General features: G+C 62.6%; 16 protein-coding genes. 8 read left to right on the plus strand and 8 right to left on the minus strand.

Annotated elements, in window-relative coordinates:
- The 4 genes from DXT59_RS00535 to prpF all read left to right on the plus strand — a co-directional run.
- On the plus strand, positions 1-730 hold a 730-nt coding region (locus tag DXT59_RS00535; RefSeq protein WP_275895750.1), incomplete at its 5' end, for a citrate/2-methylcitrate synthase.
- Positions 731-804: 74 nt separating this feature from the next.
- On the plus strand, positions 805-2,448 hold the full coding sequence (locus DXT59_RS00540; RefSeq protein ID WP_116134851.1) for an acyl-CoA synthetase: 1,644 nt from the start codon (positions 805-807) through the stop codon (positions 2,446-2,448).
- Positions 2,449-2,523: 75 nt separating this feature from the next.
- Complete coding sequence (acnD, locus tag DXT59_RS00545) at positions 2,524-5,118, plus strand: Fe/S-dependent 2-methylisocitrate dehydratase AcnD (protein ID WP_116134853.1); 2,595 nt, start codon at positions 2,524-2,526, stop codon at positions 5,116-5,118.
- 18 nt (positions 5,119-5,136) lie between these two features.
- A complete protein-coding gene (gene prpF, locus DXT59_RS00550; RefSeq protein WP_116134855.1) occupies positions 5,137-6,318 on the plus strand; it encodes a 2-methylaconitate cis-trans isomerase PrpF in 1,182 nt (393 codons plus the stop codon).
- A gap of 70 nt (positions 6,319-6,388) precedes the next feature.
- On the opposite strand, the gene DXT59_RS00555 is transcribed toward prpF, so the two are convergent.
- Positions 6,389-6,946, minus strand: coding sequence for a hypothetical protein (locus DXT59_RS00555; RefSeq protein WP_116134857.1), 558 nt, complete (start codon positions 6,944-6,946; stop codon positions 6,389-6,391).
- Between the two features lie 189 nt (positions 6,947-7,135).
- Here DXT59_RS00555 and DXT59_RS00560 point away from each other — a divergent pair, with 189 nt between their 5' ends.
- Positions 7,136-7,549, plus strand: coding sequence for a hypothetical protein (locus DXT59_RS00560; protein WP_116134859.1), 414 nt, complete (start codon positions 7,136-7,138; stop codon positions 7,547-7,549).
- Between the two features lie 35 nt (positions 7,550-7,584).
- Here the strand turns inward: DXT59_RS00560 and ydiJ are convergent, their stop codons facing one another.
- Positions 7,585-10,740 (minus strand): D-2-hydroxyglutarate dehydrogenase YdiJ, encoded by a 3,156-nt coding sequence (ydiJ, locus tag DXT59_RS00565; RefSeq protein WP_116134961.1) that lies wholly within the window; start codon positions 10,738-10,740, stop codon positions 7,585-7,587.
- 138 nt (positions 10,741-10,878) lie between these two features.
- Here ydiJ and DXT59_RS00570 point away from each other — a divergent pair, with 138 nt between their 5' ends.
- Positions 10,879-11,826, plus strand: a complete 948-nt coding sequence (locus DXT59_RS00570) for a LysR substrate-binding domain-containing protein (protein ID WP_116134861.1) — start codon at positions 10,879-10,881, stop codon at positions 11,824-11,826.
- Positions 11,827-11,830: 4 nt separating this feature from the next.
- On the opposite strand, the gene DXT59_RS00575 is transcribed toward DXT59_RS00570, so the two are convergent.
- The gene (locus DXT59_RS00575; protein WP_205417353.1) at positions 11,831-12,406 is read right to left on the minus strand and encodes a TetR/AcrR family transcriptional regulator; all 576 of its coding nucleotides are present in this window, start codon (positions 12,404-12,406) and stop codon (positions 11,831-11,833) included.
- Between the two features lie 167 nt (positions 12,407-12,573).
- Between DXT59_RS00575 and DXT59_RS00580 the strand changes: the two genes are divergently transcribed.
- Positions 12,574-13,233: a glutathione S-transferase gene (locus tag DXT59_RS00580; RefSeq protein ID WP_205417354.1), complete on the plus strand. Its 660-nt coding sequence runs from the start codon at positions 12,574-12,576 to the stop codon at positions 13,231-13,233.
- Positions 13,234-13,266: 33 nt separating this feature from the next.
- Here the strand turns inward: DXT59_RS00580 and DXT59_RS00585 are convergent, their stop codons facing one another.
- From DXT59_RS00585 to betC, 4 genes are all read right to left on the minus strand, one after another.
- The gene (locus DXT59_RS00585) at positions 13,267-14,220 is read right to left on the minus strand and encodes a mannuronate-specific alginate lyase (RefSeq protein WP_116134865.1); all 954 of its coding nucleotides are present in this window, start codon (positions 14,218-14,220) and stop codon (positions 13,267-13,269) included.
- A gap of 203 nt (positions 14,221-14,423) precedes the next feature.
- Positions 14,424-15,566: a porin gene (locus DXT59_RS00590; protein ID WP_116134867.1), complete on the minus strand. Its 1,143-nt coding sequence runs from the start codon at positions 15,564-15,566 to the stop codon at positions 14,424-14,426.
- Between the two features lie 62 nt (positions 15,567-15,628).
- Entirely contained in the window at positions 15,629-16,597 is a 969-nt protein-coding gene (gene choX, locus DXT59_RS00595; RefSeq protein WP_116134869.1) for a choline ABC transporter substrate-binding protein, read from the minus strand.
- A gap of 72 nt (positions 16,598-16,669) precedes the next feature.
- The gene (betC, locus tag DXT59_RS00600) at positions 16,670-18,211 is read right to left on the minus strand and encodes a choline-sulfatase (protein ID WP_116134871.1); all 1,542 of its coding nucleotides are present in this window, start codon (positions 18,209-18,211) and stop codon (positions 16,670-16,672) included.
- A 104-nt stretch (positions 18,212-18,315) separates the two neighbouring features.
- Here betC and DXT59_RS00605 point away from each other — a divergent pair, with 104 nt between their 5' ends.
- A complete protein-coding gene (locus DXT59_RS00605; protein ID WP_116134965.1) occupies positions 18,316-19,242 on the plus strand; it encodes a choline sulfate utilization transcriptional regulator in 927 nt (308 codons plus the stop codon).
- Between the two features lie 31 nt (positions 19,243-19,273).
- Here the strand turns inward: DXT59_RS00605 and DXT59_RS00610 are convergent, their stop codons facing one another.
- Positions 19,274-20,392, minus strand: a complete 1,119-nt coding sequence (locus DXT59_RS00610; protein WP_240324347.1) for an ATP-binding protein — start codon at positions 20,390-20,392, stop codon at positions 19,274-19,276.
- Between the last annotated feature and the right edge of the window lie 52 nt (positions 20,393-20,444).

Raw genomic sequence — 20,444 nt, forward strand, 5'->3', positions numbered from 1 at the left:
GCTGCTCTATTGGTATCACTACTCGCACAACGGCCGCCGCATCGAGGTGGAGACAGACGACGACTCGATCGGCGGCCATTTCCTGCACCTGCTGCACGGCAAAACGCCGTCGAAATCGTGGGTCGAGGCGATGCATACATCGTTGATCCTCTATGCCGAGCACGAATTCAACGCTTCGACGTTTACGGGCCGCGTCATCGCCGGTACGGGTTCGGACATGTACTCGTCGATCACCGGTGCGATCGGCGCGCTGCGCGGACCGAAGCACGGCGGCGCGAACGAAGTCGCGTTCGAGATCCAATCGCGCTACGCCTCGCCCGACGAAGCGGAGGCCGACATCCGCCGCCGCGTCGAGAACAAGGAAGTCGTGATCGGCTTCGGCCATCCCGTCTATACGATTTCCGACCCGCGCAACAAGGTCATCAAGGAAGTCGCTCGCAAGCTGTCCAAGGAAGCCGAAGATACGCGTCTGTTCAATATCGCCGAGCGCCTCGAATCGGTGATGTGGGATGCGAAAAAGATGTTTCCGAATCTGGACTGGTTCAGCGCCGTGTCCTATCACATGATGGGCGTGCCCACGGCGATGTTCACGCCGCTGTTCGTGATCTCGCGTACGTCGGGCTGGAGCGCGCACATCATCGAGCAACGGATCGACAACAAGATCATCCGCCCGAGCGCAAACTACACGGGACCGGAGAATCTGAAGTTCGTGCCGATCGGCAAGCGCTGATCCGATGCGTGAAGCGGGCCCGCGATCGGTTCGGGGGCCCGCGGTGGCGGTATGGCTAAGTGGGGAGACAGATCATGAGCACACATATGTACGAAGCGGCCCTCGAAAAGAACGCCGCGAACTTCGCGGCGCTGACGCCGCTCACGTTCATCGAACGCGCGGCGAGCGTTTATCCGACGCGCCTCGCCGTCGTACACGGGGCGATTCGGCGCACCTGGCGGGAAACCTATGCGCGCACGCGCCGCCTCGCGTCGGCCCTCGCCGCGCGCGGCATCAAGGCGGGCGACACGGTCGCCGTCATGCTGCCCAATACACCGGCGATGGTGGAGACGCATTTCGGCATCCCCATGCTCGGCGCCGTGCTCAACACGCTCAATACACGCCTCGATGCCGCCACGCTGGCCTTCATGCTCAACCACGGCGAAGCGAAAGCCTTGCTCGTCGATCGCGAGTTCTCCGAGTTGATGCGCTCGGTACTGCCGGCGGTAGAGCGCCCGATTCTCGTCGTCGACGTCGACGATCCGCTTTATACGGGCCCGGGCGAGGCGCTCGGCGAAATCGAATACGAAGCGCTGCTCGCGAGCGGCGACCCCGAGTTTGCTTGGCAGCCGCCGGCCGACGAATGGGACGCCATTAGTCTGAACTACACCTCCGGCACGACGGGCAACCCGAAGGGCGTCGTCTATCATCATCGCGGCGCCTATACGGCCGCGATCAGCGCGATTCTCGAATGGGACATGCCCAAGCACGCCGTCTATCTGTGGACACTGCCGATGTTCCACTGCAACGGATGGACGTTCCCGTGGGCCGTGGCCGCCCGCGCGGGCGTGAACGTCTGCCTGCGCAAAGTCGATGCGAAAGCGATCTTCGATCTGATCCGCGGCGAGCGCGTCACCCATTACTGCGGCGCACCGATCGTGCATAACCTGCTCGTAAACGCCCCCGATGAAATGAAGGCCGGCATCACCCATCGCGTCAGCGCGATGGTGGCCGGCGCGGCGCCGCCCGCCGCGCTGATCGAAAGCCTCGAGCGGCTCGGGTTCGACCTGACACATGTCTATGGGCTGACGGAAGTCTACGGACCCGCTTCGGTATGTCCGCAACAAGAGGATTGGGCGGGGCTGGACATCGGCGAACGCGCCCGTCTGAACGCGCGCCAAGGCGTGCGCTATCACCTGCAGGACGGCTGCACAGTGCTCGATCCCGAAACGATGCAGCCGGTGCCGGCCGACGGCGAAACGATCGGCGAAATCATGTTCCGCGGCAATATCACGATGAAGGGCTACCTGAAGAATCCGACCGCGACCGAGGAAGCATTCCGCGGCGGCTGGTTCCACACGGGCGACCTCGGCGTGATTTACCCCGACGGCTATATCCGCATCAAAGACCGCAGCAAAGACATCATCATCTCGGGCGGCGAGAACATCTCCAGCATCGAGATCGAAGACGTGCTCTACCGGCATCCCGCCGTGACGGCCGCCGCCGTCGTGGCTAAGCCCGATCCGCGCTGGGGCGAAACGCCTTGCGCGTTCGTCGAACTGAAGACGGGTGCCTCGGTAACCGCCGCCGATTTGATCGCGCATTGCAAGGCCCACCTTGCGGGCTTCAAAGTGCCGCGCGCGATCGAATTCGTCGAACTGCCGAAGACCTCGACGGGCAAGATTCAAAAATTCGAACTGCGCAAATTGGCCAAGTCCGTCTCCGCCATCGACGTATGACGCGCCCTTTCGCTTCTCACTATCCATTTATCGAAGCCCTGCCCTCCGGCGGGGCCGACCTTCGCTCGACGCAAGATGAACACTGACTATCGCAAAGCATTGCCCGGCACCGGGCTCGACTATTTCGACGCGCGCTCGGCCGTCGAAGCGATCGAGAAGGGCGCCTACGACACACTCCCCTACACCTCGCGCGTGTTCGCGGAGAATCTCGTGCGCCGTTGCGAGCCGTCGCTGCTGACCGATGCGCTCAAGCAGCTAATCGAACGCAAACGGGACCTCGACTTTCCTTGGTTCCCGGCCCGCGTCGTCTGTCACGACATCCTCGGTCAAACCGCTTTCGTCGATCTGGCCGGTCTGCGTGACGCCATCGCCTCGCGCGGCGGCGACCCCGCCCTCGTCAACCCCGTGGTCCCGACGCAACTCGTGGTGGACCACTCGCTCGCCGTCGAATGCGGCGGCTACGACAAGGACGCCTTCTCCAAAAACCGCGCGATCGAAGACCGCCGCAACGAAGACCGCTTTCACTTCATCGATTGGACGAAAAAGGCGTTCAAGAACGTCGATGTGATCCCGCCCGGCAACGGGATCTTGCATCAGATCAACCTCGAACGCATGAGCCCCGTGGTGCAGGTGCAAGACGGCGTGGCGTTTCCGGACACGCTCGTCGGCACCGACTCGCATACGCCGATGGTCGATGCGCTCGGCGTCATTGCCGTCGGCGTCGGCGGCCTCGAAGCCGAGAGCGTCATGCTCGGCCGCGCCTCGTGGATGCGCCTGCCCGATATCGTCGGCGTCGAATTGACGGGCGAACGCCAAAGCGGCATCACGGCGACCGATATCGTGCTCGCGCTGACCGAATTCCTGCGCAAGGAAAAGGTCGTCTCGGCCTACCTCGAATTCTATGGCGAGGGGGCCTCGCGGCTGACGCTGGGCGACCGCGCGACGATCTCCAATATGGCGCCCGAATTCGGCGCGACGGCGGCGATGTTCTACATCGACGAACAAACGATCCGCTATCTGAAGCTGACCGGCCGCGACGATTCGCTCGTCAAGCTCGTCGAGACTTATGCGAAGCAAACCGGTCTGTGGGCCGATACGCTCTCGCGCGCGCAATACGAGCGCGTACTGCGCTTCGATCTGTCCAGCGTCACGCGCAACATCGCGGGCCCCTCGAATCCGCACCGGCGCGTGCCGACGAGCGAACTGGCTGCACGCGGCATCAGCGGCAAGGTCGAGAACGAGCCGGGCAAGATGCCGGACGGCGCCGTCATCATCGCCGCCATCACGAGCTGCACGAACACGAACAATCCGCGCAACATGATCGCGGCGGGCTTGCTCGCACGCAACGCGAACCGAGCCGGATTGTTACGGAAACCTTGGGTCAAGAGTTCGTTGGCCCCCGGCTCGAAGGCGGTCACGCTCTACCTCGAAGCGGCCGGCCTTCTGCCCGAACTCGAGAAACTCGGCTTCGGCGTCGTGGCTTATGCCTGTACGTCGTGCAACGGCATGTCGGGCGCGCTCGATCCCGTGATCCAGAAGGAAATCGTCGAGCGCGATTTGTATGCGACGGCCGTGCTGTCGGGCAACCGCAACTTCGACGGGCGCATCCACCCCTACGCGAAGCAAGGGTTTCTCGCCTCGCCGCCGCTCGTCGTCGCCTACGCGATCGCCGGCACGATCCGTTTCGACATCGAGAAAGACGTGCTCGGCGTCGACGGCAACGGCAAGCCGGTCACGCTGAAAGATCTGTGGCCGACCGATGATGAGATCGACGCCGTCGTCGAAGCGAGCGTGAAGCCCGAGCAGTTCCGGCGCGTGTACGAGCCGATGTTCGCGCTCGCCGCCCAGCAGGGCCCGGCGGCCGATCCCCTCTATCAGTGGCGGCCGCAAAGCACGTACATCCGCCGCCCCCCGTATTGGGAAGGCGCGCTGGCGGGCGAACGCACGCTCAAAGGCATGCGCCCGCTTGCCGTGCTAGGCGATAACATTACGACCGACCACCTCTCGCCGTCGAACGCGATCATGCGCAATAGCGCGGCAGGCGAGTATCTGGAGAAAATGGGTCTGCCCGAGGAAGACTTCAACTCGTACGCGACGCACCGGGGCGATCACCTGACGGCGCAGCGCGCAACCTTCGCCAATCCGACGTTGAAGAACGAAATGGCGCTCGAGAACGGCGAGGTGAAGACGGGCTCGCTCGCGCGGATCGAGCCGGAAGGCAAGGTCACGCGGATGTGGGAAGCCATCGAAACGTACATGGAGCGCAAGCAGCCGCTGATCATTATCGCGGGCGCGGACTACGGGCAAGGCTCATCGCGCGATTGGGCGGCCAAGGGGGTGCGTCTCGCGGGCGTGGAAGCCATCGTCGCCGAAGGGTTCGAGCGGATCCACCGGACCAACCTCGTCGGCATGGGCGTGCTGCCGCTTGAGTTCAAGCAAGGCACGAACCGCCGAACGCTCGGCATCGACGGCACCGAAACGTTCGATGTGATCGGCGAGCGCACGCCGCGTGCCGACCTCACGCTCGTGATCCAACGCAAGAACGGCGAGCGCGTGAGCGTGCCCGTGACTTGCCGTCTCGATACGGCCGAGGAGGTCTCGATCTACGAAGCGGGCGGCGTCTTGCAACGCTTTGCGCAAGATTTTCTGGAATCGACCACTGCGGCATAACGTAAGGACCACTCAAGAATGGCTCATTTACCGCAAATCAAGGTGCCCGCTGTCTATATGCGCGGCGGCACGAGCAAAGGCGTGTTCTTCCGGCTGCAAGACTTGCCCGAAGCCGCTCAGGTGCCGGGCAGCGCGCGCGACGCATTGCTCATGCGCGTGATCGGCAGCCCCGATCCCTACGGGAAACAGATCGACGGCATGGGCAACGGCACCTCGAGCACGAGCAAGACCGTCATCCTCTCGAAGAGCGCCCGCCCCGATCACGACATCGACTATCTATTCGGGCAAGTCTCCATCGATAAGCCGTTCATCGACTGGAGCGGCAACTGCGGCAACCTCTCGGCCGCCGTCGGTCCGTTCGCTATTGCGAACGGGTTGATCGATCCCGCTCGCATCCCGCGCGACGGCATCGCCACGGTGCGGATCTGGCAAGCCAACATCGGCAAGACGATCGTCGCTCATGTGCCGATGACCGACGGCGCCGTGCAGGAGACGGGAGACTTCGAACTCGATGGCGTGACGTTCCCCGCCGCCGAAGTGGCGCTTGAATTCATGGATCCTGCCGCCGACGAAGACGGCGCGGGCGGCGCCATGTTCCCCACGGGCAATCTCATCGATGAACTCGAAGTGCCGGGCGTCGGCACCTTGAGGGCGACGATGATCAACGCGGGGATTCCGACGATTTTCGTGGAGGCCGAGGCGATCGGCTACACGGGTACCGAGTTGCAAGACGCGATCAATAGTGACGAAAAGGCCTTGGCGAAGTTCGAGACGATTCGGGCGCACGGCGCGCTGCGCATGGGTCTCATCGAACGGCTCGAAGATATCGCCAAGCGGCAGCACACGCCGAAGGTCGCTTTCGTCGCGAAGCCGGCCGACTATGTCGCATCGAGCGGCAAGCGCATCGGCGCCGGTGATGTGGATCTGCTCGTACGCGCGATGTCGATGGGCAAGCTGCACCACGCGATGATGGGCACCGCTGCCGTGGCCATCGGTACGGCGGCGGCGATTCCGGGGACGCTCGTCAATCTCGCGGCGGGCGGCGGCGAGAAGGAAGCCGTGCGATTCGGCCATCCTTCGGGGACGCTGCGCGTCGGCGCGCAAGCCGCGCTCGCCGACGGGCAATGGGTCGTCAAAAAGGCACTGATGAGCCGCAGCGCGCGCGTGTTGATGGAAGGCTGGGTGCGCGTGCCGGGTTGAACACCCATTAGCGCGGGACTAGGCGAGCCTCATCGCAATGGTTGAGGCTCGCCGCCACCGAACGTCGAATTCAACGCCCCCGCAAGATATCCGAACGCGACATCGTATAGACGTGCCCCGATGCATCGAAGTGCACATTGAAAAATGCATCGCCCGACGGCCCGCCTTCCTGCCACTTCCAACTCCAGACGGTTTCCGGCTTCAACCGGTAAACAGCGACCTCGCCCGGCTTGCCGAGCAGTTCCCGTACTTCCGGTTGCGTCATGCCGATGCGCACCTTTGCGAAGTTCTCCGCGGTCAGCACTTGGGTGACGGCCATAAGCCTGCCGTTCGGATCGATATCGACCATATACGTCGTCGTCCCTTGCGGACCGCGCGGGTATTCGAGGCGCTTCGAGCCGTCCGGGTGCGTACGCTCGGTCTCAGGCTGCCCCATCTGATCGACGATCTGCGCGTCCGTCGTCACGCCGGGGGTGAGCCCTCGCAACAACAACGCATCCGGCTTGATCGCGTTCAGGAACGCCTTGAGCTTACCCATTGCTTGTTCCCCTTCGCGATCGTCGCATGCCGTGAGCGAGAGGGATGCGCCTAGGCACGCGATCATCAGCAGTCCGATTGTTTTGTTCATCTGTCGTCAAGGAATTCGCCGCTCGCGCCGCCGCGCTCGCGGCCGATGCGTGAAGCATAGCGCACTATGCGTAAGCGATTCGTCACACGGCTTACGTTTTGTCACCAGAGCAGCGTCAACTCGCGTCGCCGGCCTAGCGTTAAACCGGCAGCGCTGAACTTTCTCAGCCGCCCCACAAGGAGTTCACACATGAAGACGATGTTCGCTGCTCTCGCTTCCGCCCTGCTCGTTTCGACGGCCTTCGCACAAACGGCCGCACCGGCCCCCACCACCAACGCAACGGCTGGCGCGTCGGCGTCGGCCCCGGCCGGCCAAGCTAACTTGAAGGGCAGCACCGCGGCACAAAAGGACGCCCTGAAGGCCGACACGGCTTCGACCGAAGGCGCCGCGGCAGACGGTAAGGCATCGACGAAGGATCACACCGCGAAGAAGCCGGCCGCTCACGCGAAGAAGCTGCACGCGCACAAGGCAAGCAAGAAGGACGAAGGCGCGGCAGCCGGCGCCGATAAGGAAAGCACCTCGGCGAAGGCCGATACGAAGGCGGACGTGAAGGCGGACAGCAAAGCCGACGCGAAGGCCGACACGACCGCGAAGGCGCAATAAGCCCTTCGGGGTCGGGCTGCTACCGGCGCGCTGCCCTAAAACGCCGGAGAAGCCGTTCGGGGCGAGCCTTCGGGCTCGCCCGATTTTTCTTGCAGGCCTGCACTCAAGCGAGTGTCCTGTCGCACCACATCGAGCAACGCTTCGATCGGATGGCGTAGCCGGCGGCCTCGCATGCGGCTCACCTGGCAGCGGCACGAATATCCGGTGGCCAGCAATTCCGGCGATTCGGCGGTATCGGTTGCATCGTATGGCTCGTTCGGCGAGGACCAAGCGTCCACGTGGCGGGCCCAAGATTGCTCGAAGATCGTCTTCGACGTTTCGAGATTGCGCGCCTCATGCCCATACGTTCCCGACATTCCGCAGCAGCCGCTCGCTACCGTCGTCAACGAGATGCCGGCGCGCGCGAACACGTTCGCCCAAAGCGCAGTCGCCGCCGGCGCGTTCGTTCGCTCCGTGCAATGGGGCAACAAACGAAACGCAATACGCGGTGGCTCCGTTATCCCTTCAGCGCGAATTACGTCATTCAGCCACTCCTGCGGCAAGACGACGTTCGGACAGCTATCGACACCCACAGCCTTTCGATACTCCTGCCGGTAGACGAGCGTCATCGCCGGGTCGAGGCCGACCAGTGGGACATCGAACTTTGCTATCGCGCCAAGGCGAGCCGCGTTTCGTTTCGCCGCGCGTTCGAACGCGCCCAGAAAACCTTGGACATGCAGCGGCTTTCCGTTAGGCATGTAAGGCGCAGCAAACACGCGATACCCGAGCCGCACCGCGAGTTCGACGCACGCGGCGGCCACCTCGGTTTCAAAGAACCGCGTGAACGCATCGGGTACGAATACGACGCTACGGGCGCGTTGCGCATCGCTAAGCCCGCTTAGCCGCTCGACAGTAGCCTGTTCGACGTTCCAATGCTTCGCCACGGCCGTCCACGATAGCGCGCTCAGCAGCGGAGCGTCGACGATCCCCACCAACCGGCGCAACGCCGACTTGACCGGACGGGCTCGCATCAACGCGTTATAGGCTTGGCCAGCGCCGGGCACCGCCGCGATATACGGCACGCTGGATTCGAGCGAGCCGATCAGGTAATCGCGCGGCGAGCGGGCGTAGCGCGTGTAATAGCGTTCGAGAAAGCGCGAGCGGAACTCGGGCACGTTGACCTTCACCGGGCATTGCCCCGCGCACGACTTGCAAGCAAGACAGCCTGCCATCGCGGTATAGACCTGATGAGAGAAGTCGTCCCGCGCGCGATGCCAACGCATGCTATTGAAGATTCGAATCGGCAATGCGGCACGCGTGGGCTCCGCGGTCAGATCCGTTCCCGCGTCGCTCTGCAAGCGCAGCCATTCGCGCATCAACGATGCGCGCCCTTTCGGCGAATGGATCCGCTCGCGCGTCGCTTTCCATGAAGGACACATCGCGTCGTCGGGATCGAAGTTGTAGCAAGCGCCATTACCGTTGCAATGCACCGCATCGGCGTTCTGTTGCCAGACGCGTTCGTCGATATGGCGATCGCCCGCGCCGCGCATCGGCACCTCGTCGATCCGAAGCAACGAAGCGCCGCTGTCGGCTGCCGTCGCGATCTTGCCGGGATTGAGTTGATTGGCCGGATCGAACGCGGCCTTGAGCGCTTGCAAAGCCGGATACAACGGACCGAAGTATTCAGGCACGTACTCGGAGCGCACGCCCTTCCCATGTTCGCCCCAGAGCAAGCCGCCATACTTCATCGTCAGCGCGGTCACCGCATCGGAAATGGGCCGAATCAACCCCACTTGATGCGGATCGCGCATGTCGAGCGCCGGCCTGACGTGCAGCACGCCCGCATCGACATGGCCGAACATGCCGTAGCGCAATCCCATGCCATCGAGCAGCGCGCGAAACTCGGCGATATAGGGCGCGAGATTCTCGGGCGGCACCGCCGTATCTTCGACGAAAGGTTGCGGACGGCGCTCGCCGCTGACATTGCCGAGCAAGCCGACTGCGCGTTTGCGCATGCCATAGACGCGGTTTACCGCCGCCTCGCCGTCGGCGACCGTGACGGCGAGGCGGCGCACGGTACGATCGGACTCGAGGTGCTCGACGAAGGCGGCCACGCGAGCGCGCACTTCGGCGGCATCGTCTGCGCTGAATTCGACCAGGTTGATGCCGCCCGCATCCTGCCCCGAGGTATCGACGTCCGGCAAATACTCGGCCACGTCGCGCCAAACGATGTCGCGGCGGGCAAGCGCGAGCACCGTGGAATCGACGGTTTCGATCGACAGCGGCCGGTGCGCCATCAGCGGCTGGGCATCGCGCAGCGCATCCATGAAACTCGCGTACCGGATATTGACGAGCGCGGCGTGCGCGGGAATCGGCAGCACGTTCAGCGTCGCCTCGACGACGAACCCGAGCGTACCCTCGGAGCCGCACACCACGCTGTTCAGATCGAAGCGGCCGTTGGCATCGCGTAGATGGGCTAGGTCGTAGCCCGTCAAACACCGATTCAATTTCGGGAAGCGCTCCCGGATCAAATCGGCGTGCGTCTCGCTGATGTCCTTTGCCGTGCGGTACACGCGTCCGACGGTGTCGCGCCTTGCGCACAAGCTGGCCAACTCCCTCGCTTCTACCGGCCCGCTGGACAAGCAATCCCCACCGATCAACACGGTGTCGAGCGACTTCACGTGATCGCGCGTTTTCCCATACGTGCAGCTACCTTGCCCGCTCGCGTCCGTGTTGATCATTCCGCCGATCGTCGCGCGATTCGACGTAGAGAGTTCAGGCGCGAAAAACAATCCGTGCGGCCGCAAAGCGGCATTGAGCTGGTCTTTAACGACGCCGGCTTCGACGCGCACCGTCCGGGCTTGGGCATCGATCGAAACGATGCGGTTCATATGACGCGACAAGTCGACGACGATACCGTCCGTCAACGATTGCCCATTCGTGCCTGTGCCGCCGCCGCGCGGCGCGACCGTTACCTCACGAAATTGCGGCCGGCCGAGCAATTCTGCGATCCGTTGCACATCCCGTGTATGCCGAGGAAAGATGGCCCCCTTGGGATAACGCTGGTAGATCGAATTGTCGGTGGAGAGCACCGCGCGCAGCGCTTGGCTGCGATCGATATCGCCCTCGAAGCCCGATGCCTGCAACGCCGCGAAAAAATCCGCGTACGGACGGTCGATCGAATCGTCCGCGGGAAGACGGGAAATCGTCATCGTTTTGCGCTCCGTACCGGGCAATGGATTACAGCGGTCATGTAGACTCTGCATGGGACAAACATACTCGATCGATTTTCCGCGCCCGTTCCCCCGGTCGCAAGCGGAAGTTCTTCGGGATATTCATGAGTTTTATGAATGAACTACCGCAAGCTCACGCCGTCGATGTCGTTGCTGCTGGCCTTCGAGGCTTCGGCCCGCCATCAGAGTTTCACGCGCGCGGCCGAAGAGTTGTCGCTGACGCAAAGCGCCGTTAGCCGGCAGGTCCAAACGCTGGAGGCCATGCTCGGCGTGCCGTTGTTTTTGCGGGAAGGCAAACGGATCGTCCCCACCGACGCGGGCCGCGCCTATATGACCGAATTGAGCGCCGCCTTGACGTCGATCCGCAACGCGACGTTGCAAGTGCTCTCTTCCGGCTCACGCGGCACGCACTTGCGTGTCGCCACGTTGCCCACCTTCGGCGCGAAGTGGCTGCTGCCGCGGTTGCATCGCCTCTATCGCGCCCACGCCGATTTGCAGATCGACCTGCATTCGAGGATCGAGGAAGTCGATTTTTCGACGGAGCCGCTCGATGCGGCGATCGTGGTGGGGGACGGGCGTTGGCCCGATGTGGCGGCGCACCGGCTCTATGCGGAGCAATTGGTGCTGATCGGCAGCCCGGGCGCGTTCGCGGCGAAAAGCAAACCCCGGCGCGGCACGCGTTCGCGCACGCAAGCGCGCGGCGATACGCTTCGCCCTACGCTCGGCATGCTCGAAGGTTTGACGCTGCTGCGCGTGAGCAGCTTCCCCGACGCTTGGCGCGAATGGTGCGCGCATTTCGGCTTGGCGCCTCACGCGTTACGGCTCGGCCCTAGCTTCGAATTGACGTCGCATTTGATTCAAGCCGTCATGGCCGGGATCGGTGTGGGGCTCGTTCCGCGCATGCTCGTCGAAGACGAATTGAACGACGGCCGGCTATGCAGCCCGTTCGCCCCGGTACCTAGTTCGCGCTCCTACTACTTCGTCTACCCCGAACGCATCCGGCATGACGCCGCGCTCACGGCTTTTCGTGAGTGGCTTCTACAAGAACTGGCCGCATCGCAATGACGGGCTAGGCGGGTAAGAGGCCCGCCTTTCGATACCCTTTGATGAGCCCATCATAGAGCGCGATATCCGCGCGGCTCCTGGCGATGAGCTGCGCGCCGGCAATCGCGGCGAAGATCGCGCGTGCTCGTTGTTCGCACTCTCGGGCATCCCCTGTCCCCGCGGCGGACAATACCTTGGCAAGCCAAGCGATGTTGACGTCGGCGAACGTCAGCACTTCCTTCTTCACGACTTCGGGCAGATCGTCGATCTCCGCAGCCATGAAGCTGCATAGGCAAATCCGGTTTCCCGACGCCAACGCGCGGCGGAAAGTCTCCGGGTAATGACGCAAGCAGTTCAACGGATCTTTCGACTTCAGCAGCATCTCGTCGAGCGCCGTCTGCGTGTTTTCCCAATAACGCCGCGCCACCGCCGCCCCAAGGTCGGCCTTGCTTTCGAAATGATGGTAGATGCTGGCGGCCTTGATGCCGACTTCCTCCGCCAGAGCGCGGAAATTCAAGCCGCCATAGCCGTGTGCTTGAGCGATCCGGGTGGCGGCTTCCAAGATGCGCTCCCTCGAGTTCGTGCTCGCGTCTTTCGTCACTGCTCGCGCCTCCGCGGTGTGGACCTGGGTATTGACAGGCGACATTGTACCTTTTATGTTTACCCTAACGAACGTTAGGTAGACTGACAGTTCGAAAGCGGGACCGCCGCCTGATGCGTCGGCTGACTACGCTCGCCCTTCCATTCAATTCACCTGGAGTACCGACGATGAAGATTTACGATTTCCCGAAAGGCCCTTATCCGACGCGGGTGCGCATCGCCCTCGCCGAAAAGAACTTGCTGTCGCATGTCGAGTTCGTGATGGTCGATCTGTATAAGGGCGAGCATAAGCGGCCCGAATTCATTGCCGCGAAGAACTACTCGGGTACGTTGCCGGTATTGGAATTGGACGACGGGACCTGCATCGGCGAATGCACGGCGATCACCGAGTACCTCGACGCGCTCGACGGGGCACCGAAGCTCACGGGCACCACACCGCGCGAGAAAGGCGTCATTCACATGATGAACAAGCGCGCGGAGATCGAGCTACTGGACGCGGTCAGTGTCTATTTCCATCACGGCACGCCCGGTTTGGGGCCGGACGTCGAGGTCTACCAGAACCCCGAATGGGGCTTCCGTCAACGCGATAAGGCGGTGAGAGGGATGCACTACTTCGATTCGGTTCTGCGTCGGCAGCCGTACGTCGCGGGCGAGTCGTTTTCGATGGCCGACATCGCCGTGATCGGCGGGCTGCTTTTTGCATCCCTCGTCGAATTGCCGGTGCCGCGCGAGTGCGAGGCGTTACGGGGTTGGTATGCGGAGATGCTCCAACGCGAGAGTGTGCGGGATCAGCCTGCGTTTTCCCGATCGGTTCACGTTCAACACTGAGAGCGCCCCGGCTCCGGGCGTCCTTCACACTCTTCACAGCGGCGCGCCCCAAGCCTCGGTCACATTGCCGCCGAGGCGCCACTCCTTGAGCGGCCGGCGCGCAGCGATCAGCGCCGGTAATCGAGCGTCCTTGAAGCGCGCGTAATACGGCTCCATCCAGCACAACTCGTCTTCGAAGGTCCAGGGAAACAGCTTCTGTTCGATCGGCGTGATTTTCCTGAAGCTTGCCGGATCTTCCACGGCGTCGATCACGAGATCGGCCAGCCGCCCGATCGCGCCGCCGTTTTCTCGATAGAGATCGATATGGCGCCGCTGAACCAGTTCGGCGGCAAATACAAGCGGAATGAGCGCGAACGTATGGTAGTGCAGCGCCCGATCGCCGCGCTTCACTTCGCGTGCCAGCGCGCCATCGGCGCCGATATCGCGTATCCCTTCGCGAATCCGGATCAAGCCCGAATCGATAAGCGACGCGTTCTCCGTTACGGTGCCGATCGCGATCAAGTCCAGCCCCGCCCAGTAAACCAAATTGTTGTGCAGGTGATTGATTGCTTCGGCATCGCGCGTGGTGATCGCGATTCGCTCGAGCCAAGGATCGATTGCATCGAATCGTGCCCGATTCGCGTCACGGAATTGGCGCGGCATGCGAAGGATGACCATCGCGAAGTCCGTTCCTGCCCACGAGCGTTCGTAGTAGCCTTGGTACCCCGAGATGCGTCCCATCAACGCGTCGGCTTTCGCCCAGCTTTCCAATAAGCTCAGCGCGCACGACCAATCGGCTTTGTCGGCGGCGGTATTGAGTCGCGCGATAAAGTCGCGCATGGGTTTGACGTCGCGCGCGTATCCGGCGGCGTCGTCATAAAAGCCGGGGGGATCGATGGTTGTAACGGGGGCGGGAATCTCACAAGCACGGGCCGCGCGCAGCGCGCCTAAAGCCGCCGCTGCGATCAGCAAAATCGCGAACGGCCTTCGAACGGAGATACGGGGCATGCGTGCCTCGGCGGTGACGATTGGAAATGGGCAATGCGCGGCAACGAAGTTGCGCGCGCAACATTGTACGGTGCGATGCGAGTACGTGTTCGCCCGTTTCCGTAGGCGTGAAGCCGCCTAACGCCCCATTCGGCCGCTTGGCTCAAAAAATGGCGGGCCGCATCGAAAGCGCACCCGCCCAAGTACGACGAGGAGATAACCGGTCAAAACGAATGCCGCATGCCAACGCGAACATCGGCCTGCGTCGAGGTACTCGAAGGCGCAAAGCTATAGCCGATGACGGCATCTACGCCGCTGGACGCTTTCAAATAATCCCCGGAGATATAGACATCGGTGCGCTTCGACAACAGATAGTGCAGCCCCGCCGAAACTTGATTCCAATGGTGTCCTTCGAAGTGCGTGTACTGATAGCCGCCGTCGAAGACGAGCGCCGGGGTCACGCTCCAAGATGCCCCGCCTTCGCCGACTTGCATGTGCGACGACTGTCCGAACCCCTTGATCGTCGTATAGGAGTAATTGCCCATCAGCGTGACGGGCCCAAGCGCGTAGCTCGCACCCACACCGAATGTGCCTTGCTTGTCTACCGGAAATGCTGCGCTCGAATAGAGGTCGGTCACCGCCCCGGTGGCGGGATCGACGCTAACGGTAGCTTGCCCAAGAAAGGTGTGCGCGCCGATCATCGCGTAGGGATCGAACGCATAGATTCCGCTCGGATTGTTCAATTGGGTGTAGGCCGTGCCCACCGTAAAGTTGCCGTGCGCGTAATGCCCGCCGACGCTATACGCGCTGCCTTGGTGGAAATTGCCCGCGACGTTGCCGAACGACCACATGGCGCCGAACTTGAAGCCGTCGATCTCGTTCGAGAGGAATTTCACCGAGTTGGGCAGGCGATCGCCGTTGAACCGATCGAAGTCGCCTTGATGAATCGCATAGCCGCTCGCCCAGGCGGAGACGTTGTATAAGAACACCATCTCGTCCGTCATATCCAACTGATTGCCGAACGACACCGTTCCCCATCGGTTCGATAGACCGACATACGCCTGCCGCCCGAACTCCGAACCACCGAATGCGAGGCGGCCCGTGCCCAACTTGAATCCGCTTTCGAGCGCGAATACAGCCGATAAACCGTTGCCGAGATCCTCCGTGCCTCTGATACCCCAGCGGTTGCCGTACGAAATGCCGTCGTCGAAGCGAACGGTGTGCGATCCACCGGTGTTGCTGACGTACGTCACGCCAGCATCGAGGATGCCGTATAGCGTCACACTGCTTTGCGCGTGACCGACAGCGGGCAAACCGGCGAGCGCCAGCGCCACGCCCGACCGAATCGGGGTGCGGAATACTTTCATGATGGTGGTCTCTGAGGGACTGCGGTGGGTATGAGCTAGGTTTATCGCTCTGTCGGTCGAAATCAGTTGCCAGCAAGCGCACTATTGACTGCTTGCAAGCCGTTCGCCCCGTCGGCGGTCGTCACGCCTTCAAGCCATGGCTCGAGCAATTTCGGATGTGCCTGCAGCGCGCGGCGCGCGGCCGCATTGACGCTCATTTTTTTCTGCAGGACGTCGGCGATGATCTGGTTTTCGAGCCCGACGTCGAACGTCATCTGCTTGAACAAGCGCCCGAGGTTCGCGCATTCGTTTGCGAAGCCCGTTCGGGTCACCGTATTGACCGTCGCCCCGCCGTAATTTGGGCCGAAGTAGGCATCGCCACCCGACAAATAAGTCAAATGAAACTCGGTATTCATCAGATGCGGCTCCCAAGCGAGAAAGACGATCCACCGCTTCTCTCGCACGGCACGCGCCACTTGCGTCAGCATTCCCGTCTCGCTGGAGGCGACCAGTTTCCAATCGCCGAGCCCGAAGGCCTTCTCTCCGATCATCTTCGAGATATTCTGATTGGCCGGCGCGCCGGGCTCGATGCCGTAGATCTTGTCGTCGAATTTGTCGCCGTATTTGGACAAGTCGGCAAACGAATGGACGCCCGCCGCCGCGACGTAATCGGGTACGGCCAGTGTGAACTTGGCGTTCGTCAAATTGGCATGCAACACGTCGATCGCATGACTTTCGACGAACGGCTTCACGAGTGGCCCCTGGGCCGGCATCCAGTTGCCGAGGAATACGTCGATCTGTCCTTTCTTCAAGCCTTCGTAAGTGATCGGCACCGATAGGTTCGCGATGCTTTGGCGGTAGCCGAGCGCCCTGAGCACCCATCCCGCGATCGCATTCGTGGCGTCGATATCGGTCCACCCGGGATCGGCCATCCGAACTTGCGTGCAACTGGGCGGATCGGCGGCCTGCGCGGCAGTCCACGGCAAGACGGCTGCCGCGGCGAAGACGGCGGCGATCAATCGCTTAGCCGTGTGGTGCTTGCTACGTTTCATTGCCCGCTCCTCTGTGGTTGATCTGGCTGTGCTTCGACTTCGATCCGTCAGCGTGACGCCCTACCGGCCCGGTCACTCATGCGCGACCCGTGGGAATCGCGCCATCGCCTCGAGCGTATCGAGGTCGATATGGTTGCGCATGTAACGCTGGCTCGCATCGCTGAACGGCTGCCAATCCCACGCCTGGATGCGGCCTTGCGTGGTCGCCGCGTAGTGGAACCGGCGGCGCCGCTGGCTCGCGAGCACGTCTCGATGCAACGCCTCAAGATCCCAGCGATGCCGTACCTCCGCCAAAAAGCCCTCGACCGTCCGCGCGTAGGCGGGATCGTTTGCGAGGTTGGTCAGCTCGCCCGGATCGGCTTGCAAATCGAACAGTTGATCGGGGTCGGCTGGCGTATGAATGAATTTGTAAGGGCCGCGCCGAATCATCACGATCGGTGCGAGCGCGCCCTCGGCCAAATATTCGCCGAAGGCTTCGTCATGTCCCGCGTCGCCTTGCAAGTGCGGCACGAGGCTGCGTCCATCGATCGGATCGGGCCATGCCATGTCCCGCGTGCCCGTCGCCAGTTCGACGAGCGTCGGCAGCAAATCGATCGTGGAGACGCTGACGCTCACGCGGCGCGCACCGTACGCTTTCGGCACGTGGACGATCAACGGCACGCGAGCCGCGTTTTCGAAGAACGTCATCTTGTACCAGAGCCCGCGCTCGCCCAGCATGTCGCCGTGATCCGAGGTGACGATCACGATCGTATCCTCGCCCAATCCCGTTGCGTCGAGCGTATCGAGGATCGCGCCGAACTGCGCGTCGACATAGGACAGCGCTCCGTAATACGCACGGCGCGCGTTGCGGATGTGCTGCTCGGTCGGCGGCGTGCGATCGTTCTCGCATACGTGGCGCAACCGCCGCGAATGCGGATCGCTCTCGCCGAGCGTAAGCGTCGTGCGCGGCATATCGATTTCGTCGTCGCGGTAGAGATTCCAATAGGCCGCGGGAATCGCATACGGATCATGCGGATGGGTCAGCGAAGCGACGACGCAAAAAGGCCGCGCATCGCTGCCGGCCTGTCGCTCGCGCGCGATGTCGTACAGCTTTTGGCGGACGGTGAACGTGACCTCGTCGTCGAAATCGAGTTGATTGGTCCGCACGCAAGGGCCCGCTTCCAATACCGAACTCATGTTGTGATACCAGCTCGGCCGCACGTCGGGCCGCTCCCAGTCGGGCACCCAGCCGAAATCGGCGGGATAGATATCGGTCGTCAATCGCTCCTCGAAGCCGTGTAATTGGTCCGGCCCGCAAAAATGCATCTTGCCCGACAGGACGGTGCGGTATCCCGCTGCCCTCAAGTAGTGCGCGAAAGTGAGCGTTTGCGCAGCCAATTCCGCGGCGTTATCGTAAGCACCGATCCTCGACGGAAGCTTGCCGGCCATGAGGGCGAAGCGCGACGGCGCGCACAGCGGGCTCGCGCAGTAGGCGGAATCGAACACCACACCTTGCCGCGCCAATGCGTCGATGCGCGGCGTCTTCGACACCGTGTTGCCGTGGATTCGGAGCGACGACGGCGTCATTTGGTCGGCCATCAAGAGGAGGATATTTTTTCCGGTATTGGGCTTCATGAAGTCGATGATTACAATGCGTTGAATGGCTGATGACGCCAATATGTCGACCCACAATTCGCGTGTGAAGACGGCCGCTGTTTATGGCCCTATAAGGCATGCTTATGTCTGACCAAGACCGTTTGCCGCCGCTGCAGATGCTTTCGGTGTTCGAGTGCGCGGCGAGACTGGCCAGTTTCACGGCGGCTGCGCGCGAACTCGGATCCACTCAGCCGGCCGTCAGCCAGCGCATCGTGCAGCTCGAGTCGGATCTCGGGGTGCCGCTGTTCGAGCGAGGGCACCGCGGCGTCACGCTGACCGCCGACGGCCGCCGTCTTTATGAAGCGGTACGCGAAGGCATGGGCACGATGCGCGATGCCGTCTCCGAAATACGCGCGGCGCGAGCCAAGGGCGCGTTGACGATCCTGACCGACGCCGGTTTCGCGACCTACTGGCTCGTGCCCCGGCTCATGGACCTCAGGCGGCTATTGCCCGACATCAACGTCAAGGTGGTGACTTCGCAACTGGCATTCGACCCGCGCCGAGATCACGCGGACGTGGCCATCGCATTCGGCGACGGCGATTGGGCGCCCTGCACGGCGACACGGTTGTTTCCCGAGGAAGTCGTCCCGGTCTGTTCGCTCAAGTTTCGCGAAGCGCATCCTCAAATCGCCGAGCCGGCCGATTTGTACGAGGCGCACCTATTGCACGTGCAGCCCACCGAACCCGAGCGCTGGTTAGGCTGGAATGGCTGGTTCGCGACGCACGGATTGAGCGCGCCGTCGGACCGGCACGGATCGACGTTCAACAGCTACGCGCTCGTCATGAACGCGGCATTGGCGCATCAGGGGGTTGCGCTCGGATGGCTACCGCTCGTCGACGAACTCATCGCGAGCGGGCAGTTGGTCGCGCTGTTCGACGAGCCCGTGAGCACCGCGCGCGGATATTTCTTGGTTTGCCCGCCGGCGCGGCCGGAGACGCCCGCTGCGCCGGCTTTCCGGCGATGGCTGTTCGCGGCGTGCGCGGCAAGCGTCGCCGCGGCGGCGCCGTAGAAAGGCGTATCGTTACCGCCCGGCCCCGACCCTACTGCTTGCGCCGTCGAACCCACTCCGCGAACGCTTCATCCTCGATGCGGTAATCCCCCAGGCCGAGCCGCGTCACGACGTTATTGGCCTGCAAACGCCGCAATGCATGCGCGACGGTATTTTTCGTCGCGCTCTTTCCGACCGATGCCGATAGCGTGGCGATGCTCGCCGCCCCGTGAATATCGGTATCGCCGCGCGCGAGCAGCGTGACGACCGCTCGATCCGCCGGGTTCATTTCCGCCCATTGTTTCGAAAAATGCTCGTCCGAAAACACGGAAGCCTTCGTGTGCGCCAGAGCGGCTTGCACGCCCTGCGGCTGATAGAGCACATAGCGCTCGACGAATCGTTTGAAAAATTCGGGCGTCCGATGCAACTCCTCGAATGCCTGCCTGCCCTCGGCCAGCGTGAGCTTGTTCTTGATCATGCTGTTCATGAGCTTGACCGTGAAATTCACGAATTCATCTCCCAATAGCGGGAACGGCTCCAGCGTCGCCCAGTTGTAGAACGGCTCCGACGCTCGCGCAAACATCTCGCGCAGCGTGGTTTCGGAACTGCCCGCGAAGATGACCTTGATACTGAGCTTACGGATGTCGAGCGCGGCGCGCAGCGAATGAGCAAAGTCGCTATGCGTGGCGCGCGCCAGTACCTGCGCCTCGTCGATCGCGAGCAGCAGCGGCTTTCCTTGACGATCGATCTGTTTGAGGATTTCCCGCAGCGCGGTGGCGCCGTCCGTCTTGTGTGCGGCCAATTCGGCTTCGAACGTGCCTTCGATACCCGAGACGGCGGCCGTTGCCTTCACTTTCTTCACGGGCCTGCCAAGTTTGGCGAACACGGCTTTCAGGCCCTGCGGCTCGAGTGCTTCGGAAAGCGCGGCTAGCAAGGCCGTCTCCGGTGCCGAGCGGCTGTCCCATAGGTTCGTATAAGCAACGAGGTAGCCGCGTGCGACGGCGGCGGGCAGCAAATCGCGCAGCAAAAATTCCGTCTTACCCATACGCCGTCGCGCGAACAGTCCACGGGCGGACGACAACTTCAGATCGAACGCATCCAGATACGCCGCCGCCAGGTCGGAACGCGCAAAATGCCACGGATCCGGTTCGGGAGTTTCATGAAGCATCATCAAGTTTGATAGGTATCAAAATGCGTGATACTTCATGATACCAGTCAATCAC

It is taken from the genome of Trinickia diaoshuihuensis (assembly GCF_003390925.1).
Taxonomy (GTDB): Bacteria; Pseudomonadota; Gammaproteobacteria; order Burkholderiales; family Burkholderiaceae; genus Trinickia; species Trinickia diaoshuihuensis.